Genomic DNA, 26,417 nt, shown 5'->3' on the forward strand with positions numbered 1-26,417 from the left:
GCGGCTAGAATGGTCGGTGGCTTCGCTTCTTCCGTCGAGGTAAAAAGCACCTCTTTGTCAGAAGCTCCATCCCCCTCTCATTCTGAACGAGCCGCCTCCGCTTTTAAGTATATCCAGCTCCAGCGGCTAGAATGGTCGGTGGCTTCGCTTCTTCCGTCGAGGTAAAAAGCACCTCTTTGTCAGAAGCTCCATCCCCCTCTCATTCTGAACGAGCCGCTTCCGCTTTTAAGTATATCCAGCTCCAGTGGCTAGAATCTTCGGTCGTTTCGCTTTTACATTCGAGGCAAAAAGCGCCTCGGATGTAAAAGCTCCAACGTCCTGCGATTCTGAACGAGCCACTTCCGCTTTTAAGTATTAACGATTTGTAAAGATCTTATCGATTAAGCCGTATTCTAGAGCTCTTTCTGCTGTCATGAAGTTGTCGCGGTCTGTGTCGCGTTGTAGAACTTCAAGTGGTTGACCTGTGCGGTCAGCAAGAATTTGGTTTAATTTTTCACGTAAGAATAGGATACGTTTTGCAGCGATTTCGATTTCAGTCGCTTGACCTTGTGCTCCGCCAAGTGGTTGGTGAATCATAACTTCACTGTTTGGAAGTGCATAACGTTTTCCTTTTTCACCTGCTGCAAGTAAGAATGCACCCATAGATGCAGCCATACCGATACAGATTGTTGATACTTGTGGTTTAATAAACTGCATTGTATCGTAAATTGCCATACCAGCTGTGATAGAACCACCAGGGCTGTTGATATAGATGTGAATATCTTTTTCTGGATCTTGAGATTCCAAGAATAAAAGCTGGGAAACGATTGAGTTTGCTACGTTGTCATCAATTGCGCTACCAAGCATAATGATGCGATCCTTTAATAGTCGAGAGTAAATATCGTAAGCGCGTTCTCCACGATTTGTTTGTTCAATTACTGTAGGAATTAAATTCATCTGTTATTTCCTCCTTTAAAAGCTTTCTTAGTCTTATAATACAATTATGGTCAATGAAGGTCAAACGAAACCACTTTAAATCAAAAAATATGTAGTTGTATCATGATTTATTCGCTATGTTTTTAAAATTCCCTGCTTATGTATCTTCAACATCATAACCGAATTACATAAATTTAAACGTGATTAATGGTGTGGAAAAGGCAAAAGAACGCCTTTTGTATAGAAGCGTTCTTTCATTTTTTATTCTTTTAACAGATAGGTTACTTTATTTAAGATTTTCTCGATTTGTTTTGCGTTTTTACTATACATATCACTCGCTGATTTTGATTTCGTTTCTAAAGAGAATAATTCAAGATCAGCATTGCATTTCTTTAAGGATGCTAATAATAAAGGCTTGTTTTGAGGAGAAGGCATTTGGAGTTTATCATTATAGATGTCGATAGTAAGTTGTCCGTATGAATCAACTTGACCAAGAAAGACATTTTCAATGACAACACCGAGTTTTTCTAGCTCAGAATGTAACCAAGCGCGATTATGTCCGCTAGCAGAAAGAGGTTCATCTAGTACATTTCCATCCATAATAACAGTTTGCGGTTCTTTTTCGTTTGGCACTTTTAAGCTGATATCTTTTGCTGTAAGTGGTTGGTGATCTTTCTTTAATAATACATTTAATTCACCGCTCGGTTCTAGTACAGCAAATTCAACATCAGCTACGCTGAACGCATTTTTTCCTCTGAGAAGCTCAAGTAATTCATCACTTGTATACTTTTCTTTCTTTAAATTATCTTCAAGTATTTTGCCATCTTTTATTAATACGGTAGATTTTCCTTCAAAAAAATCTCGAGCTGTTTTGTTCTTTAAAGAGAGGATTCCAGTGAAAAAAGGTACCACAGCGAAAATGAGTATCGCAAAGACGCCGTGGAAAAATTTTGAATCAAGCCCTGTAGATACTTGGGCAGCGATGTCACCGATTGTCATTCCGGCTATGTATTCAAAAAAGGAGAGCTGAGAGATTTGTCTTTTTCCTAACCATTTCGTAATAGCGAATAAAATAATTAATATGAATACAGAGCGAAGAATGACAAGTGTCCATTCCGGCAGGTGAGACATAGTCATTTCCTCCAGTCTACTTAAAACCCTTTATATTGAGGTTCTTCACGTTCTAATACTGAAACTCTATTCTGTAAATCGGTGATGATGCTGTCCATTTCTAACATACATTCATGAAATACACGTTTTGATTCCGCGTCCTGTGAATTTAGTGAAAGGGAGCTTAAACTTGCTTGAGCGCCCCTTACACTGGCAAGGCAGGTTTTAACGCTAGCGATAACTGTCATACGAACACCTTATCCTTTCGGTTTGAATAGCAATGCTCCAATGAAGCCGAAAATAATGGCAGCTGATACACCAGCACTCGTTACTTTAAACATGCCGGTAATAACGCCGACGATGCCATGTTTGGCTGCTTCCTCCATCGCGCCATGAACGAGGGCATTACCGAAACTTGTAATAGGTACAGTTGCGCCAGCGCCTGCAAAGTCTATTAATGGTTCATACAGATTGAATCCATCTAATATAGCTCCAGCAACAACGAGTGTTGCCATCGTATGAGCGGGGGTTAGTTTGCCGACATCAAACATAAGCTGTCCGATTACGCATATGAGTCCACCAATGACGAAAGCCCAGAAAAAAATCATTGCGTTGCACCTCCAAATTCAATCGAAACAGCGTGAGCGATACACGGAATCGTTTCTTCTTGTTGGAATGTAAGTGGAGATAGTAAAGCGCCTGTCGCAACGACAAGTATTTTTTTGAATTCTCCTCTTTTCATTCGGTTTAATAAATGTCCGTATACGACTGTTGCTGAACAGCCTGGACCACTTCCACCAGCTATGACAGGTTGACCTTCTCTATAAATGATGATTCCGCAATCTTGAAATTGCTCGCTCTTTACCTTTGTTCCATGTTTATGTAGTAGGTCGTAAGCGATTTCGCGACCGACATGTCCAAGGTCACCTGTTACGATTAAGTCGTAATAAGAGGCGTCAATTTGTCGTTCGCGTAAATGAGCTTCAATCGTATCGACAGCAGCTGGGGCCATCGCACCACCCATATTAAAAGGATCTGTTAGTCCCATATCAATAACTCGTCCAATGGTGGCCGATGTTACTTGTGGACCATATCCAGTGTCGCTTAAAATAGCCGCGCCTGCACCGGTCACTGTCCACTGAGCCGTAGGAGGTTTTTGACCACCATATTCAGTTGGATAGCGGAATTGTTTTTCTACCGCAGCGTTATGACTTGATGCCCCAGTTAATAAATACTTTGCACCTTTTGCATTTACGATACTTGCACCGAGTGCTAAGCCTTCCATAGAGGTAGAACAGGCGCCGAATAAACCGAGATAAGGTGTTCCGAGTGTGCGGCATGCAAAGCTCGTTGGAGTTATTTGGTTAATTAAATCCCCTGCGAGTACGAATTGAATATCGTCTTTACGGAGCTTTGCCTTTTCGGTAGCGCGGCTACAAGCTTCTTCAAATAAAATTTTATGCGCCTTTTCGTAAGAATCTTGTCCGAGCCATAAATCTTCATGCAGGGTATCGAAGTCTTCAGAAATTTTTCCATTTGCCTCAAATGGGCCACCGACTACACCTGTTGAGATGATAACTGGTTTGTTTTCGAATACCCATGTTCGGTGTCCTTGTAACATTTACAGCCCTCCCCATTGAAAGAGAATCGTTTTAATAAGAGCGATGACGAAAGCGGAAAATACGCCAAATAAGATGACCGATCCTGCTAGTTTAAACATGTTACCACCAACGCCGAGAACGAATCCTTCTGTACGGTGTTCAATACATGCGGCAATAACAGAGTTACCAAATCCAGTAACGGGAACGGCGGTACCAGCACCAGCAAATTGCCCAAGGCGATCGTAGACGCCAAATCCCGTCAGTAGCATGGAGATAAAAATAAGAGTTGCAACGGTAGGGTTCCCGGCAGATCTTTCAGTGAAATCAAAGTACGTAATATAAAAGGTGGAAATCAGTTGGCCTATTAGACAAATTAATCCCCCGACGAAAAAAGCTTTCATACAATTTTTTAAAACGGGGCGCTTCGGTTCGCGCTGTTGTTCGAATTTTTTATATTCTTGTTGCACAGGTGTTAAATTTTTATCTTTACTAGACATTTGAATCCTTCCTTCTCTTTTAGAAAACTTAAATATTAGATCCCATTTCTGATTGAATGAGTTTCAATTGATCTTTAATGCCATCCTTGCTTATTTTCTTGTTCTTAATTTTGTTTTCAAGTTCTTCTATGAGCATAAAAATCTTTTTGTCTGTACTTACACGAATATCGAAAGTAGGGTTTTCATCACTTAGCTTCTTTTTTAATTTACTTCGTAAAGGTTTTAAACCAAATCTTTCGTGATGTTCAGGTTTAACGGCTATGTAAAGATCTAAATTTGTATTAACTGCGGTAGCTTCTATAATTCCCTCCATAGCAAGAGCTTTTTTCTTAGCGTCTTGCGATATAGATTGATTAAAGGATTCTGTACTCATTTTTGTTAATTTAGGGCCCTTTTTCTCATCTGCCCGCTTAGCTTCTTCTTTCTTTACTTTTTTATCTAACGGGCTATTATCACATCCGGTAAGTGAACCGAATAGGAGCATAAATAACGCGGTTATGATTCCAAGTTTTCGCATTATAATCATTCCATTTCTATTGCAGTATGTAATGTGAGAGAAAAAGGATGATTGCATATCATCCTTTTTCTCAAATTGTGTACCATTAGATGAAATGGCACTTTTGGTTATTGCTGTGTGTATTGTGGTTCTTCTTGCTGGACTTCTTCAACACGCGGGTTTAAAGAATCGATAATTGTTTGTGTTTGTTGCGCAGCTGTTTGGAAAAGTTGCTTAGCTTGTTGGTTATCCGTATCAAGAGCGAATCCCTCTAAGCTAGCTTGTGCACTTTTTAATCCAGAAACAGTTTGCTTTAGTTTTGTAATTACAGTCATTGAATGAAGCCCCCTTTGGAATATCAATTCAAAGATTATAATTTGTGGGTTTGGGTGAATTTATGATTGGAAAATTTAGGTTTTTGAAGTTGAAGCTTTGATTCAAGCGTCAATGAATTCTTTGTTATAGTGGCGCTTTATAAGATGGAAGAGGATGATATGTAATTCATGATGTAGGTATGTTACCTGTTGAAGATTAAAAAGTAACTGAAAATTACATGAGGTTAAATTTCTGGTTATTCACAAAAAACATATCGATAAAATATATATATTTCTATTATTGTAGTTATTTTCAATTTAAAATAAAATTTTCTTGTATAGTAAAAAAAAGGATGTGTTCAGTTTTAAAAAAATAATATCTTCATTATCTTATTCGTTCAATCGAAGTCATTCACGAAAGAAGAACGTTATTAAATCAACGTTTCTTTTAATGCATAAAACATTTACGAATTGTTTTGTTCATCGAAAGTCTTGCGAATTCTTTTAAATCAACGTTTAGAAGAGAAAGTCGAAAGTAACAAAAGTCATTTATGTTGTATTCGTCATTCATCAAAATGAATACGCTATTCACCACAAGCCAACCCAAACGAAAATTTTCCGAACCCTCCAAGCCACCCCGCTGAGCCGTCGCAGGAGTCCTTTAGAGATAGTATTTTTGATTTTTGAATCAGGGGGTTGATCTCTCGCGAAGTCCTGACGCAGCCCAGCGAATTGTCTTTTACCCAATTCTCGCCGAGTTTCTACTATCAAAGAAAATAACGTTTCTAATGCGATTGGGCAGCCGTTATCGGAACTTACCCCCGACAGTGTGTTAAAATTAATCGAAGCGGAAAACGAGGATCTCCAATTGACTGGACGTGTAATCGGTTGGACAGTTTAAGAGAGTTGTATAAAAAGGGAGATGGCGCAAAGATGGTGAGATCAAAAGAGAATGATTTAACGGAGAAATTGGCAGAAGGTCACCGAGAATATGGTGACGGCAACTTTACAGTACAGAACATCGGTGATGAAACTAACCCGAATTGGACTGTCGTAAAAAATGTGAGGAAGGGATCGGCAGGCATTCGTGAAGGGGAAGATATATTTAGCCTGCGATCAAAATATATAAAATAGTGCGGAGATGGGCGGGCATCACTTCGCCTGTCTTTTTTTTATAGACTATATGCGTTCTATTTCGATTTAAGTAGATTAAGGGGGAACGAAAGAAGGAAAACTGCGCGCTAAAGCTAGTGTAGAAGAGGTTTTTATGCTTGCGTATTAGGTTAGCGTCAGGATATAATATCCATATGTAAAGAAGCGAACGTCTACGTGTTGGTGTTCGTATCCTACGTTTAACTTTCGGTAAGAACAAGTCGGAAGAAGACGGAGGCAAACCGTTGATATTATCGTAATAATCATGCGCCCATAGCTCAGTCGGATAGAGCGGTGGTTTCCGGTACCACGTCTGCCGGGGGTTCGAATCCCTCTGGGCGCGTTATGTATTGTTGTTGTGATGTGTTCTATTTAAAAGTATTGAGTAAATAGCACATAATAGCGTGAAGAACGTGTTGAAAATTAATAGTAAATCTAAAGAAACCCCTTGTATGTGATTAGAAATAATCGTGTATAGGGGGTTTTTCGTTATGAAAAGAATTAAAGAGTGAAATGCAATTCAAATCAGAACAGATTTTAGCACTAAAAGAAATTGTAACGAGATATATTGCACAAGCGTATTGTTAAGTTGCTGAACGAAAATATGACACGTAAGATAGTAGTGATTCACAAAGCAATAGGGACAGGCTAGCCGTCTTTGCCAGTAAGCTGAAGTTTAATAAAAGTGATCATCTTTCGTTGGCATTATCGGACTTTCTTGACCGTTATGAAGGAGAAGAAGAATGAAAAAAGGTTCTCGCAAGCTATTTGAAATAAAATCGTTTCTTACATGTATTGAAGAAGAGGAGTGCGGAGAAAAGGTCTATTATGTAACGATGGAACATCACAACAGTAGTGTGACTCGTCACAAGATAACGAAAGATGATGCATTCGAAATGTTAGTTGCGTATGCAAAAGGAATACCTGAAATCATGGAGGTCTTCATGGAAGGTGAAAATTTCAATGAAGTTTATAAGATAACGGCATCGCTAGGTATTTATTGCAGTTAAGTAAAAAGTACATGTCATAAATGTTGTTCACTTGTAAGAATAGACCCTGGAAAAATAACTCAGAGGTAATCCAAGTCACAATTCGAAAATTACACAAAGCAGATAAACAAGAAAGTATCTTTATAGCAAATCGCAACGCTGTGAATTTGGTGCGTGTGGTACTCGTAGAGGATACGAACGGAATTAATCTATCAAATGAAAATGCGACAATGGTGAAGAAACGTGTAATATTCGATATGTACTCGCCATTGTAAAAAAGGTCTGAACTTACAAGTATAAGTTCAGACCTTTTTTTATTATCGCTTGTTATATCTGATGATAAGATTTACTATTAGTATGTGGTAATAAATTTTATGCGTTATTATTTTCTTTCAATATTATTCAAATTTCGGTTGTAAGATCTAAATCTCATTAATACATATAAATTAATAATATTTTGGAATGGGTGTCTGCGTGAGGATTCTCCTTTTACCAAACTTATTGTACAATAGAAACAAGGGGGAGATTAGTTTGAAGGCAAGTCTTTTACAAGAACAAAGCTTACGTTTGGCAATGACACAAGAGTTAAGGCAAGCGATTACAATGCTCCAGTATAATGTACAAGAATTATCGGAGTTTTTGTATGAGCAATCGTTAGAGAATCCCCTTATTGAGTTAGGTGGTTTTGAGAGGGAGAAGAAAAAGAGCTCTAACACAAGTAAAAGTACCCGCAAACAAGTCGAGAATCAAATGGAAATCTACAGTGTGGATTCTACAACGATTCAGCAACATTTATTAAATCAACTACAGTATTATAAAATAGATGAAGAAGAGCGAAAAGCAGCTTCTTTCATTATTATGAACATGGATGGAAATGGCTATTTACAAGAAACAAATGAAGAGTTATCAGAGCTTCTTTCTGCGCCAATTGATGTAGTGGACTGTTCCGTGGAGCTTGTTCAATCGTTAGAGCCAGCAGGGGTAGGTGCGCGTAATATTCAGGAATGTCTATCAATTCAATTGAAGCGCTTACAAAGGAGAAATGGTTTAGCGGAAGAAATTATAGATGATCATTTTAATTATTTCGTTAAGAAAGATTGGCGAAAGCTCGTTCAGGTGTTGAAGTGTACCAACGAGGAATTACAGGATGCGGTGAACTGTATTACATCATTACAGCCGAAACCAGGTCTTGCATTTTCTTCTGATAAGCCACTTTATATCGTGCCTGATATGGCGGTGAAAAAAGATGGTGATCATCTCGTTTTACAGATGAATGAGAGAAATATGCCAAGAATTGAAATTCACTCTGAGTATAGTGCGTTACTAAATAATAGTGAAAGTGAAGTGGCTTCTTACGTATCGGAGAAGTATCAGCATGTGCAATGGATTATGCGCAGTTTGAAACAGAGAAAACAAACACTCTTACAAGTGATGAATATTATTATGGAAAAACAGCATGATTTCTTCTGGAGAGGTCCAGAGTATTTAAAACCACTTGCTTTAAAAGAGGTGGCGGAAGAGTTAGGTGTGCATGAGTCTACAATTAGTCGTGCAACGCGTAATAAATATGTGCAAACGCCGCACGGTTTATTTGAGATGAAATCGTTCTTTAGTAATTCTATTTCTACGACGGAAGATGAGGCGGTTTCTACAAAGCGTGTGAAACAATTCATTCAAACACTTGTTGGAGCAGAAAATAAGAAAAAGCCACTTTCGGATCAAAAGATTTCAAAATTATTAGAAGAAGAGCATGAAATCGTTATTTCTCGCAGAACGGTTGCGAAATATAGAGAACAAATGCATATTCCTGCTTCGTCTCTAAGAAAAACAATTGGATAGGTGAAGAAGATGAAAGTTGTACTATATACAAAAAAAGATTGTGGTCTTTGCGAAAAGGCGAAACAAGTTTTAAAGGAAGTACAATATGAATATTCTTTTCAAATTGAGGAAATAGATATATATGAAGATAATGACCTTTTAGAGAAATACCATCTAATGATTCCTGTTGTAGAAATAGGCGGAAGACAAGTAGAATATGGTAACATTCACAAAGGTGTCATAATAAACTATATAAACAATGCAGTTAAGAGTTGAATAAGTTTCTGTCTCCTGTTACAATAATACACGTAGCAGGGATTATTTTTTTAACCTAAGTGGGACGCAAAATGTCACTACGGGACATAAAGTGACCACGAAGGAAAATGAACCGATGCAGTGAGGAGAAAAGATATGCGCTCATGGATTCAGAACACAAAAAAATTATTACCTGATCTGCTACCTGTTATGCAAACGAGAATGCAAGTGCTTCAGTACATTAGGCTTATGCAGCCGATTGGAAGAAGAAACTTATCTGCAAGTCTCGGTATGACAGAACGAGTATTGCGAAGTGAAGTTCAAGTTTTGAAAGAACAAAACTTAGTTCACGTCGCTTCTTCTGGAATGACTTTGACAGAAGAAGGAACAGCTTTAGTTCTTGCTTTGGAAGACTTTATGAAAGAAATTTCCGGGTTAAAGGTTTTAGAAAAACAACTTAAGGAAACATTAGACTTGGATGAAGTTTTCGTTGTCCCTGGTGATAGTGATGAATCACCTTGGGTCAAACTGGAGATGGGCCGTGCTTGTGTGACTTGTATAAAAGACCGTCTGACAGTGAATAATATCGTTGCTGTGGCTGGAGGAACTACGCTAGCTGCTGCTGCGGACATGATGCAACTTGATTGCAAAGATTTACATATGCTATTTGTCCCAGCACGTGGTGGAATTGGAGAAGGTGTCGAGTTAGAAGCCAATACCATTTGCGCCAAAATGGCACAAAATACGATGAGTAATTATCGCTTATTGTATGTTCCAGATCACGTTAGTAGCGAAGCATATGCATCTATTGTAACAGAGCCCTCCGTGAAAGAAGTTCTTGAGTTGATTCGATCTTCCAATATCGTCATTCATGGAATCGGTGATGCGTTAACAATGGCACGTCGCAGAAATACTTCAGAAGCAGATTGGTTAAAGATTCAGGCAAGCGAAGCAGTTGGCGAAGCTTTCGGTTACTACTTTAATGAACAAGGAAATGTTGTTCATAAAGTAAGAACAGTTGGTATGCAACTTGAAGATTTACAACATGTATCTCACGTTGTCGCAGTCGCTGGAGGTTCTTCAAAAGCAAAAGCAATACAGGCTGTAATAAAGCAAGGGCACACTTCAATTCTAATTACAGATGAAGGTGCAGCAAAACAATTAACAAAGGGTATTACCCTTTAATATAATCCCCCAAGGAGGAAATTTAAATGACTAAAATTGGTATTAATGGATTTGGACGTATCGGACGTAACGTATTCCGCGCAGCTCTTAACAACTCTGAGGTAGAAGTAGTAGCAATCAACGACTTAACAGATGCTAAAACATTAGCTCACCTTTTAAAATATGATACAGTTCACGGAACTTTAAATGCAGAAGTATCTGCTAACGAAAACAGCATCGTTGTTAACGGTAAAGAAATTAAAGTTATCGCTGAGCGTGACCCAGCTCAATTACCATGGAGCGACTACGGAGTAGAAGTAGTAGTAGAATCTACTGGCCGTTTCACTAAAAAATCAGACGCTGAGAAACACTTAGGTGGATCAGTTAAGAAAGTTATCATCTCAGCTCCAGCTTCTGACGAAGATATCACTGTAGTTATGGGTGTTAACCACGAACAATACGATGCAGCTAACCACAACGTAGTATCTAATGCTTCTTGTACTACAAACTGTCTAGCTCCATTCGCTAAAGTATTAAACGAAAAATTCGGCGTAAAACGCGGAATGATGACAACAATTCACTCTTACACTAACGACCAACAAATCTTAGACTTACCACACAAAGATTTACGTCGTGCTCGTGCAGCAGCTGAAAACATGATCCCAACATCTACTGGTGCTGCTAAAGCTGTAGCATTAGTATTACCAGAACTTAAAGGTAAATTAAACGGCGGCGCTGTACGTGTTCCAACTGCTAACGTTTCTCTTGTTGACTTAGTTGTTGAACTTGACAAAGAAGTAACAGTTGAAGATGTAAACGCAGCATTCAAAGCAGCTTCTGAAGGCGAATTAAAAGGTATCCTTGGATACAGCGAAGAGCCATTAGTATCTATCGACTATAACGGATGTACAGCTTCTTCTACAATCGATGCATTATCTACAATGGTAATGGAAGGTAACATGGTTAAAGTACTTTCTTGGTACGATAACGAAACTGGTTACTCTAACCGCGTAGTAGACCTAGCTGCATACATGACTTCTAAAGGTCTTTAATTCTTAAGTATATAAGTAATCAATGACAAAACGAGGGAGAGGGTTTGTTCCCTCTCTCTCTTCTTTCGTTTTAGAAGCAAATGTGTTAAGCTTTTGAATGGGTTTTGTCAATCCTAACTAGTAGTCGGAGGGAAATCCAATGAACAAAAAATCAATTCGTGACGTAGATTTAAAAGGTAAGCGTGTATTTTGCCGCGTTGATTTCAACGTACCTATGAAAGAAGGCAAAATTACAGATGAAACTCGTATCCGTGCAGCTCTTCCTACAATTCAATATTTAATAGAGCAAGGTGCGAAAGTAATTTTAGCAAGTCATTTAGGCCGTCCAAAAGGTCAAGCAGTAGAAGAATTACGTCTTACTCCAGTAGCAGCACGTTTAGGCGAGCTTCTTGGTAAAGATGTTAAAAAAGCGGACGAAGCATTCGGACCAGTTGCACAAGAAATGGTTGCAGCAATGAACGAAGGCGACGTATTAGTTCTTGAAAACGTACGTTTCTATGCGGGCGAAGAAAAGAACGATGCAGAACTTGCGAAAGAATTTGCAGCTCTTGCTGATATCTTCGTAAACGATGCATTCGGTGCAGCTCACCGTGCTCATGCTTCTACAGCAGGAATCGCAGACTACCTACCAGCAGTATCTGGTTTATTAATGGAAAAAGAGTTAGATGTATTAGGTAAAGCACTTTCTAACCCAGAACGTCCATTCACAGCTATCATCGGTGGTGCGAAAGTAAAAGATAAAATCGGTGTAATTCGTCATCTATTAGACAAAGTAGATAACTTAATCATCGGTGGCGGACTTGCTTACACATTCGTTAAAGCATTAGGTCATGAAATTGGTCTATCTCTATGTGAAAACGACAAAATTGAACTAGCTAAAGAATTTATGCAACTTGCAAAAGAAAAAGGCGTAAACTTCTATATGCCAGTTGATGTTGTCATCACAGAGGAATTCTCTGAAACTGCAACAACTCAAATCGTTGGTATCGACTCTATCCCTTCTACATGGGAAGGCGTGGACATCGGTCCTAAAACACGTGAAATTTATGCAGATGTAATTAAAAACTCTAAGCTTGTTGTATGGAATGGACCAATGGGTGTATTCGAAATGACTCCATTCGCAGAAGGTACAAAAGCAGTAGGGCAAGCATTAGCAGATGCAGAAGATACATACTCTGTTATCGGCGGTGGTGACTCTGCAGCAGCTGTTGAAAAATTCGGTATGGCTGATAAAATGAGCCACATTTCTACTGGCGGCGGTGCGTCATTAGAATTCATGGAAGGCAAAGAGCTTCCAGGTGTAGTTTGTCTTAACGACAAATAAGTAGCAGCCAAAGAAAAAGGACGGTGCAAAGCATGCGTAAACCAATTATCGCAGGTAACTGGAAAATGAATAAAACTCTAGCTGAAGCAGTTAGCTTCGTAGAGGAAGTTAAAGGTCAAATCCCAGCAGCTTCAGCTGTTGATGCAGTAGTTTGCTCTCCAGCTCTATTCTTAGAGCGCTTAGTAGCGAATACTGAAGGAACTGACTTACAAGTAGGTGCACAAAACATGCACTTCGAAAAAAATGGTGCGTTCACTGGCGAAATTAGCCCAGTAGCACTTAGCGACTTAAAAGTAGGCTACGTAGTACTTGGCCACTCTGAGCGTCGTGAAATGTTTGCTGAAACAGACGAGTCAGTAAACAAAAAGACTCTTGCAGCATTTGAACATGGTTTAACACCAATCGTTTGTTGTGGTGAGACTTTAGAAGAGCGCGAAAGCGGAAAAACATTTGATCTAGTAGCAGGTCAAGTGACAAAAGCACTTGCAGGTTTAACAGAAGAGCAAGTTAAAGTAACTGTTATCGCTTATGAGCCAATCTGGGCTATCGGTACAGGTAAATCTTCTTCTTCTGCAGATGCAAATGAAGTATGTGCGCACATTCGTAAAGTTGTTGCAGAAGCTGTTTCTCCAGAAGCTGCAGAAGCTGTTCGTATTCAATACGGCGGTAGTGTAAAACCAGAAAACATTAAAGAGTATATGGCACAATCTGACATCGACGGCGCTTTAGTTGGCGGTGCTAGCTTAGAGCCTGCTTCGTTCTTAGGTCTTCTGGGGGCGGTAAAATGAGAAAGCCAACAGCTTTAATCATTCTTGATGGTTTCGGACTACGTGAAGAAACTTACGGGAATGCTGTAGCACAAGCTAAGAAACCTAATTTTGATGGTTACTGGAACAAATTCCCTCACACAACGCTTACAGCTTCTGGTGAGGAAGTAGGTCTTCCAGCAGGTCAAATGGGTAACTCAGAGGTTGGTCACTTAAATATCGGTGCTGGCCGCATCGTATATCAAAGCTTAACACGCGTAAACGTTGCAATTCGTGAAGGTGAGTTCGATCAGAACGAAACTTTCCAAAATGCAATTAAAAGCGTGAAAGAAAAAGGTACTGCTCTTCATTTATTCGGTTTACTTTCTGATGGTGGTGTGCACAGTCACATGAACCATATGTTTGCTCTTCTTCGCTTAGCAGCAAAAGAAGGTGTGGAGAAAGTATATATCCATGCATTCTTAGATGGCCGCGATGTTGGACCACAAACAGCAAAAGGTTATATCGATGCAACAAATGAAGTAATTAAAGAAACAGGAGTAGGACAATTCGCGACTATCTCTGGTCGTTATTACTCCATGGACCGTGACAAGCGTTGGGATCGCGTAGAAAAATGTTACCGTGCTATGGTGAATGGTGAAGGCCCTACTTATAAATCAGCAGAAGAGTGTGTAGAAGACTCTTATGCAAATGGTATCTATGATGAATTCGTATTGCCGTCTGTAATTGTTAACGAAGATGACACGCCAGTTGCAACAATCAATAATGATGATGCAGTTATCTTCTATAACTTCCGTCCAGACCGTGCAATTCAAATTGCTCGTGTATTTACAAACGAAGACTTCCGTGAGTTCGATCGTGGTGAAAAAGTACCTCACATTCCTGAATTCGTTTGTATGACACATTTCAGTGAAACTGTAGATGGTTACGTGGCATTCAAGCCAATGAACCTTGATAACACATTAGGTGAAGTTGTTGCGCAAGCGGGATTAAAGCAACTTCGCATCGCGGAAACTGAAAAGTATCCGCACGTTACATTCTTCTTTAGCGGTGGTCGTGAGGCTCAATTCCCAGGAGAAGAGCGTATTTTAATTAACTCACCGAAGGTTGCAACGTATGACTTGAAACCTGAAATGAGCATTTATGAAGTAACGGACGCTTTAGTAAATGACATCGAAAATGATAAACATGATGTTATCATTCTTAACTTTGCAAACTGTGATATGGTTGGCCATTCTGGGATGATGGAACCAACAATTAAAGCAGTAGAAGCAACTGACGAATGTTTAGGAAAAGTTGTAGAAGCGATTCTTGCAAAAGATGGTGTAGCACTTATTACTGCTGACCATGGTAATGCCGATCAGGAGTTAACTGCTGAAGGCGGTCCTATGACAGCTCATACAACTAACCCGGTTCCTTTCATCGTTACAAAAAATGATGTAGAGCTTCGTGAAGGTGGTATTTTAGGAGATATTGCCCCAACAATGCTTACTCTTTTAAATGTGGAACAACCGAAAGAAATGACAGGTAAAACAATTATTAAATAATTTGCTTATATAAAAAGGAGAGAATTTATTATGTCAACAATTATTGATGTTTATGCTCGCGAAGTCCTTGACTCTCGTGGTAACCCAACTGTAGAAGTAGAAGTTTACACAGAAAGCGGCGCATTCGGACGCGCTATCGTACCAAGTGGTGCATCTACTGGTGAGCACGAAGCAGTAGAATTACGTGACGGTGACAAATCTCGTTACCTTGGTAAAGGTGTTCTTAACGCAGTAAACAACGTTAACGAAGCAATCGCTCCAGAAATCGTTGGTTTCGACGTAACTGACCAAGCTGGTATCGACCGTGCTATGATCGAATTAGATGGCACTCCAAACAAAGGTAAACTAGGCGCTAACGCTATCCTTGGTGTATCTATGGCAGTAGCTCACGCAGCAGCTGACTTCGTAGGTCTTCCATTATACCGTTACCTTGGTGGATTCAATGCAAAACAATTACCAACTCCAATGATGAACATCATCAACGGTGGTTCTCACGCTGATAACAACGTTGACTTCCAAGAGTTCATGATCTTACCAGTTGGTGCTCCAACATTCAAAGAATCAATCCGTATGGGTGCTGAAGTATTCCATGCACTTAAAGCTGTATTACATGACAAAGGTCTTAACACTGCAGTAGGTGACGAAGGTGGATTCGCTCCAAACCTTGGTTCTAACCGTGAAGCATTAGAAGTAATCATCGAAGCTATCGAAAAAGCTGGTTACAAAGCTGGCGAGAACGTATTCTTAGGAATGGACGTTGCTTCTTCTGAGTTCTACAACAAAGAAACTGGTAAATATGACCTTGCAGGCGAAGGCCGTACTGGCTTAACTTCTGCAGAAATGGTTGATTTCTACGAAGAGCTTTGCAAAGACTTCCCAATCATCTCTATTGAAGATGGTTTAGACGAAAACGACTGGGATGGTCACAAATTATTAACTGAGCGTATCGGTGATAAAGTACAATTAGTTGGTGACGATTTATTCGTAACTAACACTCAAAAACTTGCTGAAGGTATCGAAAAAGGTATCTCTAACTCAATCTTAATTAAAGTTAACCAAATCGGTACTTTAACTGAGACTTTCGAAGCAATCGAAATGGCTAAACGTGCTGGTTACACAGCAGTTGTATCTCACCGTTCTGGTGAAACTGAAGATGCTACAATCGCTGACATCGCAGTTGCAACTAACGCTGGACAAATCAAAACTGGTTCTATGAGCCGTACTGACCGTATTGCTAAGTACAACCAATTATTACGCATCGAAGACGAACTAGGCGAAATCGCTGTTTACGATGGTATCAAATCTTTCTACAACATCAAACGATAATTGTAGAAAATAACGACAGACCGTGAGAAATCACGGTCTGTTTTTTTATGTTAAAATTGTTCATCTGTCATGAATGACATGAAATATTTAAAAAAGAGATTGTAATCAAAATCTATAGCAATTTGCTGTGAGGGCCGATTGACGAATGGGCTTGATCCTACTAAAGAGCGGAAATCACCGAATCTTACTCCTTGAGCGTAAGATTCGGTCATGACGGTAATTGGTGATTTGTAGTAGGTAAACATAGAATTATCAAGTAAAGCTAATATCGGTAGCGTGTCATGAAAAGGGCAGCCTTTTAATTGTGGTAAAATTTTTTCGTAATATCCATAGTAGTAATGATCGAATAGAGGTTTGACGAGAGAAGCCTTTCCTTTCGCCTCAATATATTCAGCCATGTCAGGTGTAACGATGGAATACTGCGTTACATTTAACGGGTATATGTACATGTTGGATGCGGATTGTAATACAATGTTAGCCGCGATTGGATCACCATAAAAATTCGCTTCTGATACGGGAGTTACATTACCTGGGTGCAAAAAGGAACCACCCATTACATAATAAGATTTAATTTGCTGCATTAAGTTTTTATATAAAATAAATAAAATAGCTAGGGAAGTGAGTCGCCCTAAACTTACAATGATTAGTTCGTCTTTATACTGCTCGATAAGAGGGATAACTTCAAAGAAATTCTCCATTTCTCCGTTTTGTAACTTTTCATTTGGGATGATTGGTCCTAATCCTTTTTTACCGTGAACATCGGTAAAAAAAGCAGGTGGACATCCATTGAGAGGACGTTCTGAACCACCAAATATTTTTATATCTCTATTTATTGATTTTTGTTTAAGAAAATGAGCATTTTGTACGGCCATTTCTTTTGGAACATTGCCGTAATCAGCGACAATCCCAACGATGTCAATTTCATCGATAAAGAATGCGAGGAGGAGGGCTATCGTATCGTCGATTCCAGGGTCACAAAAAATGAGAACTTTTTTAGACATATGTTCACCACCTATCTTTATATATATGTGTGCTAGAGAGAAGGCAGAATGAAAATGGAGTTAAGGGTTTTATTTTATTGAAATAATAACCATAAAAATTCAGAAAATATAAACTTTATATATTAGGTCAAGGTTTTTGACGTAAATTACATTCGGAAACGCAGTCATATCAAGGGTGTAAGCGTATAATATAGTGGATTTTCGTTGTTGATTTGATAAATTGCAGGTTTTTACAATTTATACTATGATAAGGATATTAACAGAAGATCGTATAAACATGAGGGATGATGAACATGAAACTTACAAAGATTCTTGTCCAAATTGCTGCTCTTTATGTATTTTATATGGTTGGAAATTGGGTACAAGAAATGTTGAATATTCCGATTCCGGGAAGTTTGATTGGTATGTTCCTCCTACTTGTTTTACTTAGCCTAAAAGTACTTCCAGTGAAATGGTTTGATTTAGGAGCAGAAACACTCGTTGCTATTATGCCGTTTTTATTAATTCCGCCAACGCTTGGCTTAATGAATTACGGTGCTTTTTTTATGAGTAAAGGAATTTCTCTTTTCATTACAGTTGTAGCGAGTACGTTTTTAATTATTATTGTCGCAGGACATACAGGACAATATCTTGCGAATAGAAAGGAAAAAGAGACACAATGAGCCAAATATTAATCGGAATCGGTTGGGTTCTTTTTACGGTGCTATTATATCAATTATCTAAAAAAATCTACGGATTATTTCCAACGCCATTTACCATTCCAATGCTTGTTGCAACAGGATTAATGGCTTTCTTATTTATAGTGCTTGATATACCATATCAAAATTATATGGAAAGTGGTGGTGGCTGGATTGCGAAGCTACTCGGACCAGGTGTTGTAGCATTTGCAATCCCGCTTTATAAACAACGTCATGTTCTGCAAAAATATGTTGTACCAATTGCTGGTGGTGTATTAGTAGGTACAACAGTTGCTATTGCAAGTGATTTTGCTATCGCCACACTTATGGGAACAGATAAAAGCTTAATTTTATCTTCTTTACCAAAATCAGTGACAATGCCAGTTGCGATGAGTGTATCTGAACAAGTTGGTGGTGTCCCGTCCTTAACAGCAGCATTCGTCGTTATCGCAGGGATTACTGGAACGATTTCAGGACCAATTTTATTAAAATGGAGCCGTGTTACAAACTCAGTTGGTAAAGGGATTGGCTTTGGATGTGCGTCTCATATTATGGGTGTTATGAGAGCGATGAAAAATAATGAGCATGAAGGTGTTATTGGATCGGTAACAATGACATTAACAGCAATTTTGACATGTTTGCTCGGACCGTTATTCGCAATGGTGTTTATGTAATAGAAGAAAAGCGAGAGCGACACTATAGGCTCTCGCTTTTCTATAGGATTTATGCTAACATTTAAACTAACTGAATCTTTGTAGGAGGTACGCCAAGTGCATACGTTATTATCAGTTTTACTTATTATTGTATCGATTTTAATGATTGTTATGGTACTTATGCAGTCTAGTAATAGCTCAGGCCTTTCAGGCGCTATTTCAGGTGGTGCAGAGCAATTGTTTGGTAAGCAAAAAGCACGTGGAATTGAAGCGGTATTAAACCGTGTTACAGTTGTCTTAGCTGTACTATTCTTCGTACTAACAATTGGTGTTACGTACTTAAATTTATAAAATTAAAAGAAGAAGCGTTAGCGGATTATGCTAATGGTTCTTCTTTTTTTGATTTGTTATTCAAAAAAAGTTTCTAATTAGATTATAGAATTATAAATATGGTACACTAAGAATAGAAAGAATACGACTAGATTACAGAAGAGAAAGAGGAGAAGTACATGATGAAATTAGCATCTCCGAAACCATTTACATTTGAAGGTGGAGACCGCGCTGTTTTATTATTACATGGATTCACAGGGAACTCAGCTGACGTACGCATGCTAGGGCGTTTCTTAGAGAAGAAAGGCTATACTTGTCATGCGCCAATTTACAAAGGACACGGTGTACCACCAGAAGAGCTTGTTCATACAGGCCCTGAAGACTGGTGGAAAGATGTAATGAATGCCTACCAGCATTTAAAAGATCAAGGTTACGAGAAAATAGCTGCGGTTGGATTATCATTAGGCGGAGTATTCTCATTAAAACTTGCTTATACATTACCGATTTTAGGTGTTGTACCAATGTGTGCACCGATGTACATTAAAAGTGAAGAAATTATGTACCAAGGTATATTGGCATATGCCCGCGAATATAAAAAGCGTGAGCAAAAATCACCAGAACGAATTGAGCAGGAAATGTTTGAATTTAAACAGACACCAATGAATACATTAAAAGCATTACAGGAGTTGATTCGTGACGTACGCAATAATGTTGATATGATTTATGCTCCAACATTCGTTGTACAAGCACGTCATGATGAGATGATTAATACAGATAGTGCTAACATTATTTATAACGGTGTAGAATCTACGTTAAAAGACATTAAATGGTATGAAGACTCTACGCATGTCATTACACTTGATAAAGAACGTGATGTGCTACATGAGGATGTATATAACTTCTTGGAGCAACTAGATTGGTAAGGTCTAGTTGCCTCTTTTTTTCATAAGGGAATTTTTATCCCGCTATTTGTGGGCTAATAATCAGTGGGGACGGACAAAAAACCACTGGTTAAAGTTACACTTTATGAAAGCTGTAAAAAATCATTGGGAGATGATTAAAGTTTCACTTTATACATCCCCCATCTTTCGGATACACTAAATAATATAAGGGTTTAAAGGAGGTATTTCTGCTTGGAAGAAATCATGCAAGAACATATTGATAAGTTGTTATTATTTATGAGGGAAGAAGCGTATAAACCGTTAACGATACAAGAATTAGAATCGGCATTTGGAATCGAAGGCTCTGAGGGCTTTAAAGATTTCGTAAAGGCACTTGTAATGATGGAAGAGAAGGGGCTTGTTATCCGCACACGTAGTAACCGCTACGGTCTTCCAGAAAAAATGAATTTAGTACGCGGTAAATTAATTGGGCACGCACGTGGTTTTGCGTTCGTTGTTCCAGAAGAGAAGAAAACTGGAGATGATGATCTTTTCATTCCACCCACAGAATTAAACGGCGCACTTCATGGTGATACAGTATTAGCACGTGTTAGCTCACAATCAAGTGGATCACGCCCAGAAGGTACAATCGTTCGTATTTTAGAGCGTGGAACGAAAGAATTAGTTGGTACATATACAGAATCGAAGAACTTTGGGTTTGTTATACCTGATAATAAGCGTTGGACAAGTGATATTTTCATCTTGAAAAGCGCATCAATGGGCGCTGTAGAAGGCCATAAAGTAGTTGTGAAAATTACGAGTTATCCAGAGAATCGTTTAAGTGCGGAAGGTGAAGTTATTCAAATTCTAGGTCATAAAAATGACCCAGGGGTAGATATTTTATCTGTTATTCATAAACATCATTTACCTTTAGCGTTCCCTGAAGAGGTGATGGAGCATGCAAACAGTGTACCAGAAACGATTTCAGAAGAAGATATAAAAGATCGCCGTGATTTACGTGATCAAATGATTGTTACAATTGACGGTGCAGATGCAAAAGACTTAGATGATGCTGTTACAGTAACGAAGCTTGAGAACGGTAACTATAAGCTTGGCGTTCATATTGCGGATGTAAGTCATTACGTTCAAGAAGGTTCTCCAATTGATGTTGAAGCGGCAGAGAGAGCAACGAGTGTATATCTTGTAGACCGTGTAATTCCGATGATTCCGCATCGTTTATCAAACGGTATTTGTTCATTAAATCCGAAAGTAGACCGTCTGACACTATCTTGTGAAATGGAAATCAACAATCTAGGCGATGTTGTAAAACACGAGATTTTCCAAAGTGTAATTAAAACGACAGAGCGTATGACGTATGCTGACGTAAGAAGCATTTTAGAAGATGAAGACGAAGCGCTAATTGAACGCTACGAGCCGCTAGTACCAATGTTTAAAGAAATGGGGCAGTTAGCACAAATTTTACGTGAAAAACGTATGCGCCGTGGTGCGATTGACTTTGACTTTAAAGAAGCGAAAGTACTAGTAGATGAAGAAGGAAAACCGACTGATGTTGTAATGCGTGATCGTTCTGTATCAGAGAAGTTAATTGAAGAGTTTATGCTTGTTGCGAACGAAACAGTAGCGGAGCATTTCCACTGGATGAACGTACCGTTTATGTACCGTGTCCATGAAGATCCGAAAGAAGATAAGCTTGAGCGTTTCTTCGAGTTTGTAACAAACTTCGGATATGCAGTAAAAGGACGTGCGAATGAAATACACCCTCGTGCATTGCAGCAAATTCTTGAAATGGTTCAAGGTCAGCCGGAAGAAATAGTCATTTCAACAGTTATGCTTCGTTCTATGAAGCAAGCACGTTACGATTCGAACAGCTTAGGACATTTTGGTTTATCAACTGAGTTCTACACGCATTTCACATCGCCAATTCGTCGTTACCCAGATACGATTGTTCATAGATTGATTCGTGAATACATCATTAATGGTAAAGTAGACAACGAAACGCAAGCGAAATGGCGTGAAAACTTACCTGAGATTGCAGAGCACTCTTCTAATATGGAACGCCGCGCTGTTGAAGCAGAGCGTGAAACAGATGAAATGAAAAAAGCAGAGTATATGGTTGATAAGATTGGCGAAGAGTATGACGGTATGATTAGCTCTGTAACAAACTTCGGTTTATTCGTAGAGCTTCCAAATACAATTGAAGGTCTTGTACACGTTAGCTATTTAACAGATGATTACTACCGTTATGACGAAAAACATTTTGCGATGATTGGGGAACGTACAGGTAACGTATTCCGCATCGGTGACGAAATTACAATTCGTGTTATTAACGTAAATAAAGACGAGCGCGCAATCGACTTTGAAATCGTTGGCATGAAAGGCACACCTCGTCGTAAGTTCAAAGATCGTCCAGTTGTGATTGAACAGCCAAGAACAGGCAGAAAGAAACGCGGTGGACGTAGCGAACGTAGTAATGAGCGCGGTGGTGAACGCGGCACAGGAAGAAAGTTTGATCGTGGTGGACAAGGAAAAGGAAAAGCATCAGCATCTGCATCCACATCCGCTAGTCAGCCAGGGAAAAAAGATGGTAATGGTAATGGTAATGGTAAGAAGAAAAAAGGATTCTTTGAAAATGTACCAGGATTCAAGAAGAAAAAGAAAAAGCGCAAGTAAGAAAAGAGTGGCTTCGCCTTACATTCTGAGCGAGCCACTTTCGCTTTTTGTTGTAAGCTAGCTACAGTGGCTAGAATGTTTGGCGGCTTCGCTTCTTCCCAGGAGGCAAAGAGCGCCTCAAGGTCAGAAGCTCCATCCACCTTACATTCTGAGCGAGCCACTTTCGCTTTTTATTGTAATCCAGCTACAGTGGCTAGAATCTGTTGGTCATTTCACTCCCTCGGACGAAGCAAAAAGCGCTTCTCTGTCAGGAGTTCCAATGTCCAAAGATTCTGAGCGAGCCACTTTCGCTTTTTAATAACATTTGTTACAATAGTAAAAATAGAGGAGGGACGTTATATGCCAAAGGGTACAGGTAAGGTTATTGCGCAAAATAAAAAAGCATTTCATGATTATTTCATCGAAGAAACATACGAAGCAGGGCTTGTCCTTCAAGGAACGGAAATTAAGTCGATTCGCGCTGGACGCGTGAACTTGAAAGATGCGTTTGCACGTATACATAATGGTGAAGTATGGGTTCATAATATGCATATTAACACATATGAACAAGGGAATCGTTTCAATCACGATCCGCTTCGTACAAGAAAGTTACTTCTTCATAAGAAAGAAATTGATAAGCTAGCAGGTTATGCAAAAGAAACAGGTTATGCATTAATTCCAGTTAGAATCTATTTGAAAAATGGATTTGCGAAAATGGCACTTGGTTTAGCAAAAGGTAAGAAGCAATATGATAAGCGTCACGATTTAAAAGAGAAAGAAGCTAAACGTGAAATTGCACGCGTGTTCCGTGATCGTCAAAAGATGTAATACAGATATTTACATTTGTAAAACGGCGCGCGTATGATATAATAACTTATGTAAGATTGTTGCACATTGAAAAACAGCTCTTAGTAGCTATCACGATATTTCTTCGTATGCTCCATTTTTATCATGGGGACGTTACGGATTCGACAGGGATAGTTCGAGCTTAGGTTGCGAGTCGAGGGGATCGGCCTCGTTAAAACGTCAAAGCCTATAATTGGCAAACAAAACAATCTTTCTTTAGCTGCTTAATTGCACTAAAGGTTCCTCCCTCCATCGTCCATGTGGTAGGGTAAGGGACTCAAACTAAGTGGACTACGCCGGAGTTCGCCGTCTGAGGGCGAAGGAAGAGAACAATCAGACTAGCAACTTGGAAGCCTGTCGATAGGCTGAAGAGTTCGCGAAATGCTAATATATCGACTACACTCGTAGAAGCTTAAGTGCCGATATTTTTGGACGTGGGTTCGACTCCCACCGTCTCCACCAATACATAACTGTTTGGTGGTTTTTTATTTTGTATGATATGAACCATAACTTTGCCAGAGTGGCGGGGATATGGTTCTTTTTGTTTTGTGGTTTGATAAAATGCTTAAGTTGAGGACGGTACCCTTGAAACAGAAACTGAGGGAATCGTTATTGATAATAAGCAGCTAGATAATATAGTTGCTCTTAATGATTAAATAATATGTATTTAAATCTTCATATGTTTTGTGTTTTCATCCATATCTATTGTAAGATTATATAGAGTTCTCCTAATAAGCTGTTATAGTGGATTTTTTAGGAATTTAAAATTTATAAATCTTAAATTATTTTTTCGGGATAATTTTTATCTAACTAAGTTATATTGAAGTAGAGGTGAACCATCGGTGAAGCAGGTGTTGGTAATTAAGAATGAACGGTCTTTAGCAAAGAAAATCGTAAGCGGTCTAACGCAAGAAGGCTATTTCATTTTAAAACTTCACAATGAAAACCAAGGTTTAAATATAATATATGAACAAGATTGGGATATTATCGTATTGGATTGGGATTCATTAAGTATATCTGGACCAGAAATTTGTAGACAAATACGATTAGTTAAAACGACACCGATAATTATTGTGACCGACAATATTTCTAGCAAGGATTGCGTAGCAGGGTTACAAGCAGGAGCAGATGATTATATAAGAAAACCATTTGCGAAAGAAGAATTAGTAGCAAGGGTTCAAGCTATTTTAAGGAGAAGTGACTGTATCCAGCAAAATGAGACAAACTTTTTTCAGTTTAAAGATCTCTTTGTTGATGCATCTAGCCATATTGTGAAAAAAGGTGGTAAAAATCTCTCGCTTACGAAGCGCGAGTACGATTTACTTGTATTTTTAATTAAGAATAAAAATACAATATTGAGCCGTGAAATGCTTTTGAATCAGGTTTGGGGATATAACGTAGTAGTCAATCCAAATGTAGTAGACTTATATATTGGGTATGTAAGAAAAAAGTTAAAGTGCGAGAAAAAAGAGAGATATATTGAAACGATACATGGCAGAGGCTATTCAATGGTTGAATGATAAAAATAAGATAATAGGTAAAGTACAGTTTGTCATAATAGAAAAAACGAGTAAAACTATTTCATACAGTTTTACTCGTTTTTTCTATTAAACCTGATAATCAAATAGTTTCTGTGAAATATTAGAAGACGGAAACTATAAAAAGAAGATTGCTACCAGGCAATGGATTATGAAAAATTAGCTATTAATGGGCATTTTTTTGCAGTAGAAATCATGGTTTATAAGGTGCCCAATCTATTGATTAGTACGTGTGGGGGATGACTCTGGTGCGCATTAGATGAGACTGTATCTAATTTATGTTTAGTTTTATTAACTCACACCATTCACAAGATTTTCACATAATTAATGACTATACTTATTAACAGGATATTCAAATGAAAATGATTATCAATAGCGATTTAGATGCATAAAGGTTACTATCTAATTTAATCTATGGACGTTATCATTTTCGAACTAAATTACATTATAAGGAGTATACGTATGAAAAAAACTATGCTTTTAAAATTAGTAAGTATTTTAGCAATTTTCACTTTAATGTTAGTAGCTTGCTCAGATTCAAGTAAGGAAACTTCGAAAGCTAATAAAGGTGATAGTAGTGATAAGCCAAAAACAGTTGAAATCACTGATGCACATGGAACTGTTAAAGTCCCTGTAAATCCAAAAAATGTAGTTGCTTTGGATAATAGAACTTTTGAAACTTTAGCTGATTGGGGAATTAAATTAGCGGCTGCTCCAAAGGATGTAATGCCTGCAGATTCAGCATATGTAAAGGATAGTAAAGTTCAAAATATTGGAAATCACCGTGAACCAAATCTTGAAATTATTGCAGCGGCAAACCCTGAACTTGTAATCGTTGGTCAAAGATTTGCTGGCCATTACGAAGAGATCAAAAAATTAGTGCCAAATGCAGCTGTTATTGATCTTAATGTTGATGTTTCTGAGAAAGCTACTAAGCCTGGAGAAAACTTAGTAAAAGGGCTTAAAGATTCTACAATTTCTTTAGGAAAAATCTTTGATAAAGATAAAGAAGCTAAAAAATTAGTAGCTGATTTTGATAAATCTATTGAAAATGTAAAATCTGCTTATAATGGAAAAGATAAAGTTATGAGTGTTATCGTTACTGGTGGGAATATTGGTTTTGCAGCTCCTCACTCTGGTCGCGTTTGGGGACCAATGTATGAAATTTTCGGTTGGACTCCAGCACTAGAAGTATCTAATTCTACTGCAGGTCATAAAGGTGATGACGTTTCTGTTGAAGCTATTGCACAAACAAATCCTGATTGGCTTTTCGTATTAGATCGTGATGCTGCAACATCTGATGCTGCTACTTCAGCTCCTGCTAAAGATGTTATTTCTAAATCACCTGCTCTTCAAAACACAACTGCTGTTTCTAAAAAACAGGTTGTTTATGCACCAGAAGATACTTACACAAATGAATCAATTCAGACTTACATAGAGTTATTTGGTAATATTGCAAAAACTTTAGCTAAGTAGTGTAAAGGAGTACGAAAC

General features: G+C 38.5%; 27 protein-coding genes, 1 tRNA gene and 1 other RNA gene. 20 read left to right on the forward strand and 9 right to left on the reverse strand.

The genetic code is table 11. The annotated features are described in order from the left end of the window. Window positions 1–354: 354 nt before the first annotated feature. The 8 genes from clpP to ABH955_RS21700 all read right to left on the reverse strand — a co-directional run bounded on the left by clpP (window position 355) and on the right by ABH955_RS21700 (window position 4,954). Window positions 355–936, reverse strand: a complete 582-nt coding sequence (gene clpP / locus ABH955_RS21665) for an ATP-dependent Clp endopeptidase proteolytic subunit ClpP (protein WP_001049163.1) — start codon at window positions 934–936, stop codon at window positions 355–357. Window positions 937–1,176: 240 nt separating this feature from the next. Next, window positions 1,177–2,046 (reverse strand): DUF421 domain-containing protein, encoded by an 870-nt coding sequence (locus ABH955_RS21670; protein ID WP_404491650.1) that lies wholly within the window; start codon window positions 2,044–2,046, stop codon window positions 1,177–1,179. Between the two features lie 20 nt (window positions 2,047–2,066). Further along, the gene (locus tag ABH955_RS21675) at window positions 2,067–2,273 is read right to left on the reverse strand and encodes a DUF1657 domain-containing protein (protein WP_002034728.1); all 207 of its coding nucleotides are present in this window, start codon (window positions 2,271–2,273) and stop codon (window positions 2,067–2,069) included. A 9-nt stretch (window positions 2,274–2,282) separates the two neighbouring features. Beyond that, on the reverse strand, window positions 2,283–2,633 hold the full coding sequence (gene spoVAE, locus ABH955_RS21680) for a stage V sporulation protein AE (RefSeq protein ID WP_000575919.1): 351 nt from the start codon (window positions 2,631–2,633) through the stop codon (window positions 2,283–2,285). Beyond that, complete coding sequence (gene spoVAD / locus ABH955_RS21685) at window positions 2,630–3,646, reverse strand: stage V sporulation protein AD (protein WP_404491651.1); 1,017 nt, start codon at window positions 3,644–3,646, stop codon at window positions 2,630–2,632. The genes spoVAE and spoVAD overlap by 4 nt, the downstream gene beginning before the upstream one ends. After that, window positions 3,647–4,123 carry a stage V sporulation protein AC gene (gene spoVAC, locus ABH955_RS21690; protein WP_002129887.1) on the reverse strand — a complete coding sequence of 159 codons (477 nt, stop codon included), beginning with the start codon at window positions 4,121–4,123 and terminating at the stop codon, window positions 3,647–3,649. It lies immediately after the preceding gene. Between the two features lie 28 nt (window positions 4,124–4,151). After that, window positions 4,152–4,640 (reverse strand): YhcN/YlaJ family sporulation lipoprotein, encoded by a 489-nt coding sequence (locus ABH955_RS21695; RefSeq protein WP_003192317.1) that lies wholly within the window; start codon window positions 4,638–4,640, stop codon window positions 4,152–4,154. Window positions 4,641–4,747: 107 nt separating this feature from the next. Beyond that, complete coding sequence (locus ABH955_RS21700) at window positions 4,748–4,954, reverse strand: DUF1657 domain-containing protein (RefSeq protein WP_000216167.1); 207 nt, start codon at window positions 4,952–4,954, stop codon at window positions 4,748–4,750. 912 nt (window positions 4,955–5,866) lie between these two features. Between ABH955_RS21700 and ABH955_RS21705 the strand changes: the two genes are divergently transcribed. The 11 genes from ABH955_RS21705 (at window position 5,867) to eno (ending at window position 16,327) form a co-directional block, all read left to right on the forward strand. Then, the gene (locus ABH955_RS21705) at window positions 5,867–6,067 is read left to right on the forward strand and encodes a hypothetical protein (RefSeq protein ID WP_002129884.1); all 201 of its coding nucleotides are present in this window, start codon (window positions 5,867–5,869) and stop codon (window positions 6,065–6,067) included. Between the two features lie 285 nt (window positions 6,068–6,352). Next, window positions 6,353–6,428, forward strand: a tRNA-Arg gene (locus ABH955_RS21710). A 400-nt stretch (window positions 6,429–6,828) separates the two neighbouring features. Further along, window positions 6,829–7,095 carry a hypothetical protein gene (locus tag ABH955_RS21715; RefSeq protein WP_367964063.1) on the forward strand — a complete coding sequence of 89 codons (267 nt, stop codon included), beginning with the start codon at window positions 6,829–6,831 and terminating at the stop codon, window positions 7,093–7,095. A gap of 510 nt (window positions 7,096–7,605) precedes the next feature. Next, a complete protein-coding gene (rpoN, locus tag ABH955_RS21720; protein WP_404491652.1) occupies window positions 7,606–8,913 on the forward strand; it encodes an RNA polymerase factor sigma-54 in 1,308 nt (435 codons plus the stop codon). Between the two features lie 9 nt (window positions 8,914–8,922). Continuing rightward, complete coding sequence (locus ABH955_RS21725) at window positions 8,923–9,168, forward strand: glutaredoxin family protein (protein WP_002159911.1); 246 nt, start codon at window positions 8,923–8,925, stop codon at window positions 9,166–9,168. Window positions 9,169–9,303: 135 nt separating this feature from the next. Continuing rightward, window positions 9,304–10,332 (forward strand): gapA transcriptional regulator CggR, encoded by a 1,029-nt coding sequence (gene cggR / locus ABH955_RS21730; protein WP_002089545.1) that lies wholly within the window; start codon window positions 9,304–9,306, stop codon window positions 10,330–10,332. A gap of 26 nt (window positions 10,333–10,358) precedes the next feature. Then, the gene (gene gap, locus ABH955_RS21735; RefSeq protein WP_002016071.1) at window positions 10,359–11,363 is read left to right on the forward strand and encodes a type I glyceraldehyde-3-phosphate dehydrogenase; all 1,005 of its coding nucleotides are present in this window, start codon (window positions 10,359–10,361) and stop codon (window positions 11,361–11,363) included. Between the two features lie 139 nt (window positions 11,364–11,502). Continuing rightward, window positions 11,503–12,687, forward strand: coding sequence for a phosphoglycerate kinase (locus ABH955_RS21740; protein WP_002016070.1), 1,185 nt, complete (start codon window positions 11,503–11,505; stop codon window positions 12,685–12,687). Window positions 12,688–12,719: 32 nt separating this feature from the next. Further along, window positions 12,720–13,475, forward strand: a complete 756-nt coding sequence (gene tpiA / locus ABH955_RS21745) for a triose-phosphate isomerase (RefSeq protein WP_002144919.1) — start codon at window positions 12,720–12,722, stop codon at window positions 13,473–13,475. Continuing rightward, window positions 13,472–15,001 (forward strand): 2,3-bisphosphoglycerate-independent phosphoglycerate mutase, encoded by a 1,530-nt coding sequence (gene gpmI, locus ABH955_RS21750; protein ID WP_404491653.1) that lies wholly within the window; start codon window positions 13,472–13,474, stop codon window positions 14,999–15,001. Before tpiA ends, gpmI begins: the two co-directional genes overlap by 4 nt. Window positions 15,002–15,031: 30 nt before the next feature. Further along, window positions 15,032–16,327, forward strand: coding sequence for a phosphopyruvate hydratase (eno, locus tag ABH955_RS21755; RefSeq protein ID WP_000103948.1), 1,296 nt, complete (start codon window positions 15,032–15,034; stop codon window positions 16,325–16,327). A gap of 50 nt (window positions 16,328–16,377) precedes the next feature. Here eno and ABH955_RS21760 read toward each other — a convergent pair whose 3' ends face one another. Next, window positions 16,378–17,328: a nucleoside hydrolase gene (locus tag ABH955_RS21760; RefSeq protein ID WP_404491654.1), complete on the reverse strand. Its 951-nt coding sequence runs from the start codon at window positions 17,326–17,328 to the stop codon at window positions 16,378–16,380. 284 nt (window positions 17,329–17,612) lie between these two features. On the opposite strand from ABH955_RS21760, the gene ABH955_RS21765 reads away from it, so the two are divergent. The 9 genes from ABH955_RS21765 (at window position 17,613) to ABH955_RS21805 (ending at window position 26,399) form a co-directional block, all read left to right on the forward strand. Next, the gene (locus ABH955_RS21765) at window positions 17,613–17,990 is read left to right on the forward strand and encodes a CidA/LrgA family holin-like protein (RefSeq protein ID WP_199674426.1); all 378 of its coding nucleotides are present in this window, start codon (window positions 17,613–17,615) and stop codon (window positions 17,988–17,990) included. Then, window positions 17,987–18,679, forward strand: a complete 693-nt coding sequence (locus ABH955_RS21770; protein WP_404442048.1) for an LrgB family protein — start codon at window positions 17,987–17,989, stop codon at window positions 18,677–18,679. The genes ABH955_RS21765 and ABH955_RS21770 overlap by 4 nt, the downstream gene beginning before the upstream one ends. Window positions 18,680–18,775: 96 nt before the next feature. After that, window positions 18,776–19,009 carry a preprotein translocase subunit SecG gene (gene secG / locus ABH955_RS21775; protein WP_002016062.1) on the forward strand — a complete coding sequence of 78 codons (234 nt, stop codon included), beginning with the start codon at window positions 18,776–18,778 and terminating at the stop codon, window positions 19,007–19,009. A 161-nt stretch (window positions 19,010–19,170) separates the two neighbouring features. Beyond that, window positions 19,171–19,911 (forward strand): alpha/beta hydrolase, encoded by a 741-nt coding sequence (locus ABH955_RS21780; RefSeq protein ID WP_162836430.1) that lies wholly within the window; start codon window positions 19,171–19,173, stop codon window positions 19,909–19,911. Window positions 19,912–20,133: 222 nt separating this feature from the next. After that, entirely contained in the window at window positions 20,134–22,560 is a 2,427-nt protein-coding gene (rnr, locus tag ABH955_RS21785; RefSeq protein ID WP_404442614.1) for a ribonuclease R, read from the forward strand. A gap of 339 nt (window positions 22,561–22,899) precedes the next feature. After that, window positions 22,900–23,367 carry an SsrA-binding protein gene (gene smpB / locus ABH955_RS21790; RefSeq protein WP_002089531.1) on the forward strand — a complete coding sequence of 156 codons (468 nt, stop codon included), beginning with the start codon at window positions 22,900–22,902 and terminating at the stop codon, window positions 23,365–23,367. A 125-nt stretch (window positions 23,368–23,492) separates the two neighbouring features. Beyond that, window positions 23,493–23,847: a transfer-messenger RNA gene (ssrA, locus tag ABH955_RS21795) on the forward strand. A 380-nt stretch (window positions 23,848–24,227) separates the two neighbouring features. Next, a complete protein-coding gene (locus ABH955_RS21800; protein WP_404454572.1) occupies window positions 24,228–24,905 on the forward strand; it encodes a response regulator transcription factor in 678 nt (225 codons plus the stop codon). Window positions 24,906–25,385: 480 nt separating this feature from the next. After that, window positions 25,386–26,399, forward strand: coding sequence for a siderophore ABC transporter substrate-binding protein (locus ABH955_RS21805; protein WP_002144931.1), 1,014 nt, complete (start codon window positions 25,386–25,388; stop codon window positions 26,397–26,399). Window positions 26,400–26,417: the final 18 nt, after the last annotated feature.

Source organism: Bacillus sp. RC240, from assembly GCF_044907945.1.
Taxonomy (GTDB): Bacteria; Bacillota; Bacilli; order Bacillales; family Bacillaceae_G; genus Bacillus_A; species Bacillus_A mycoides.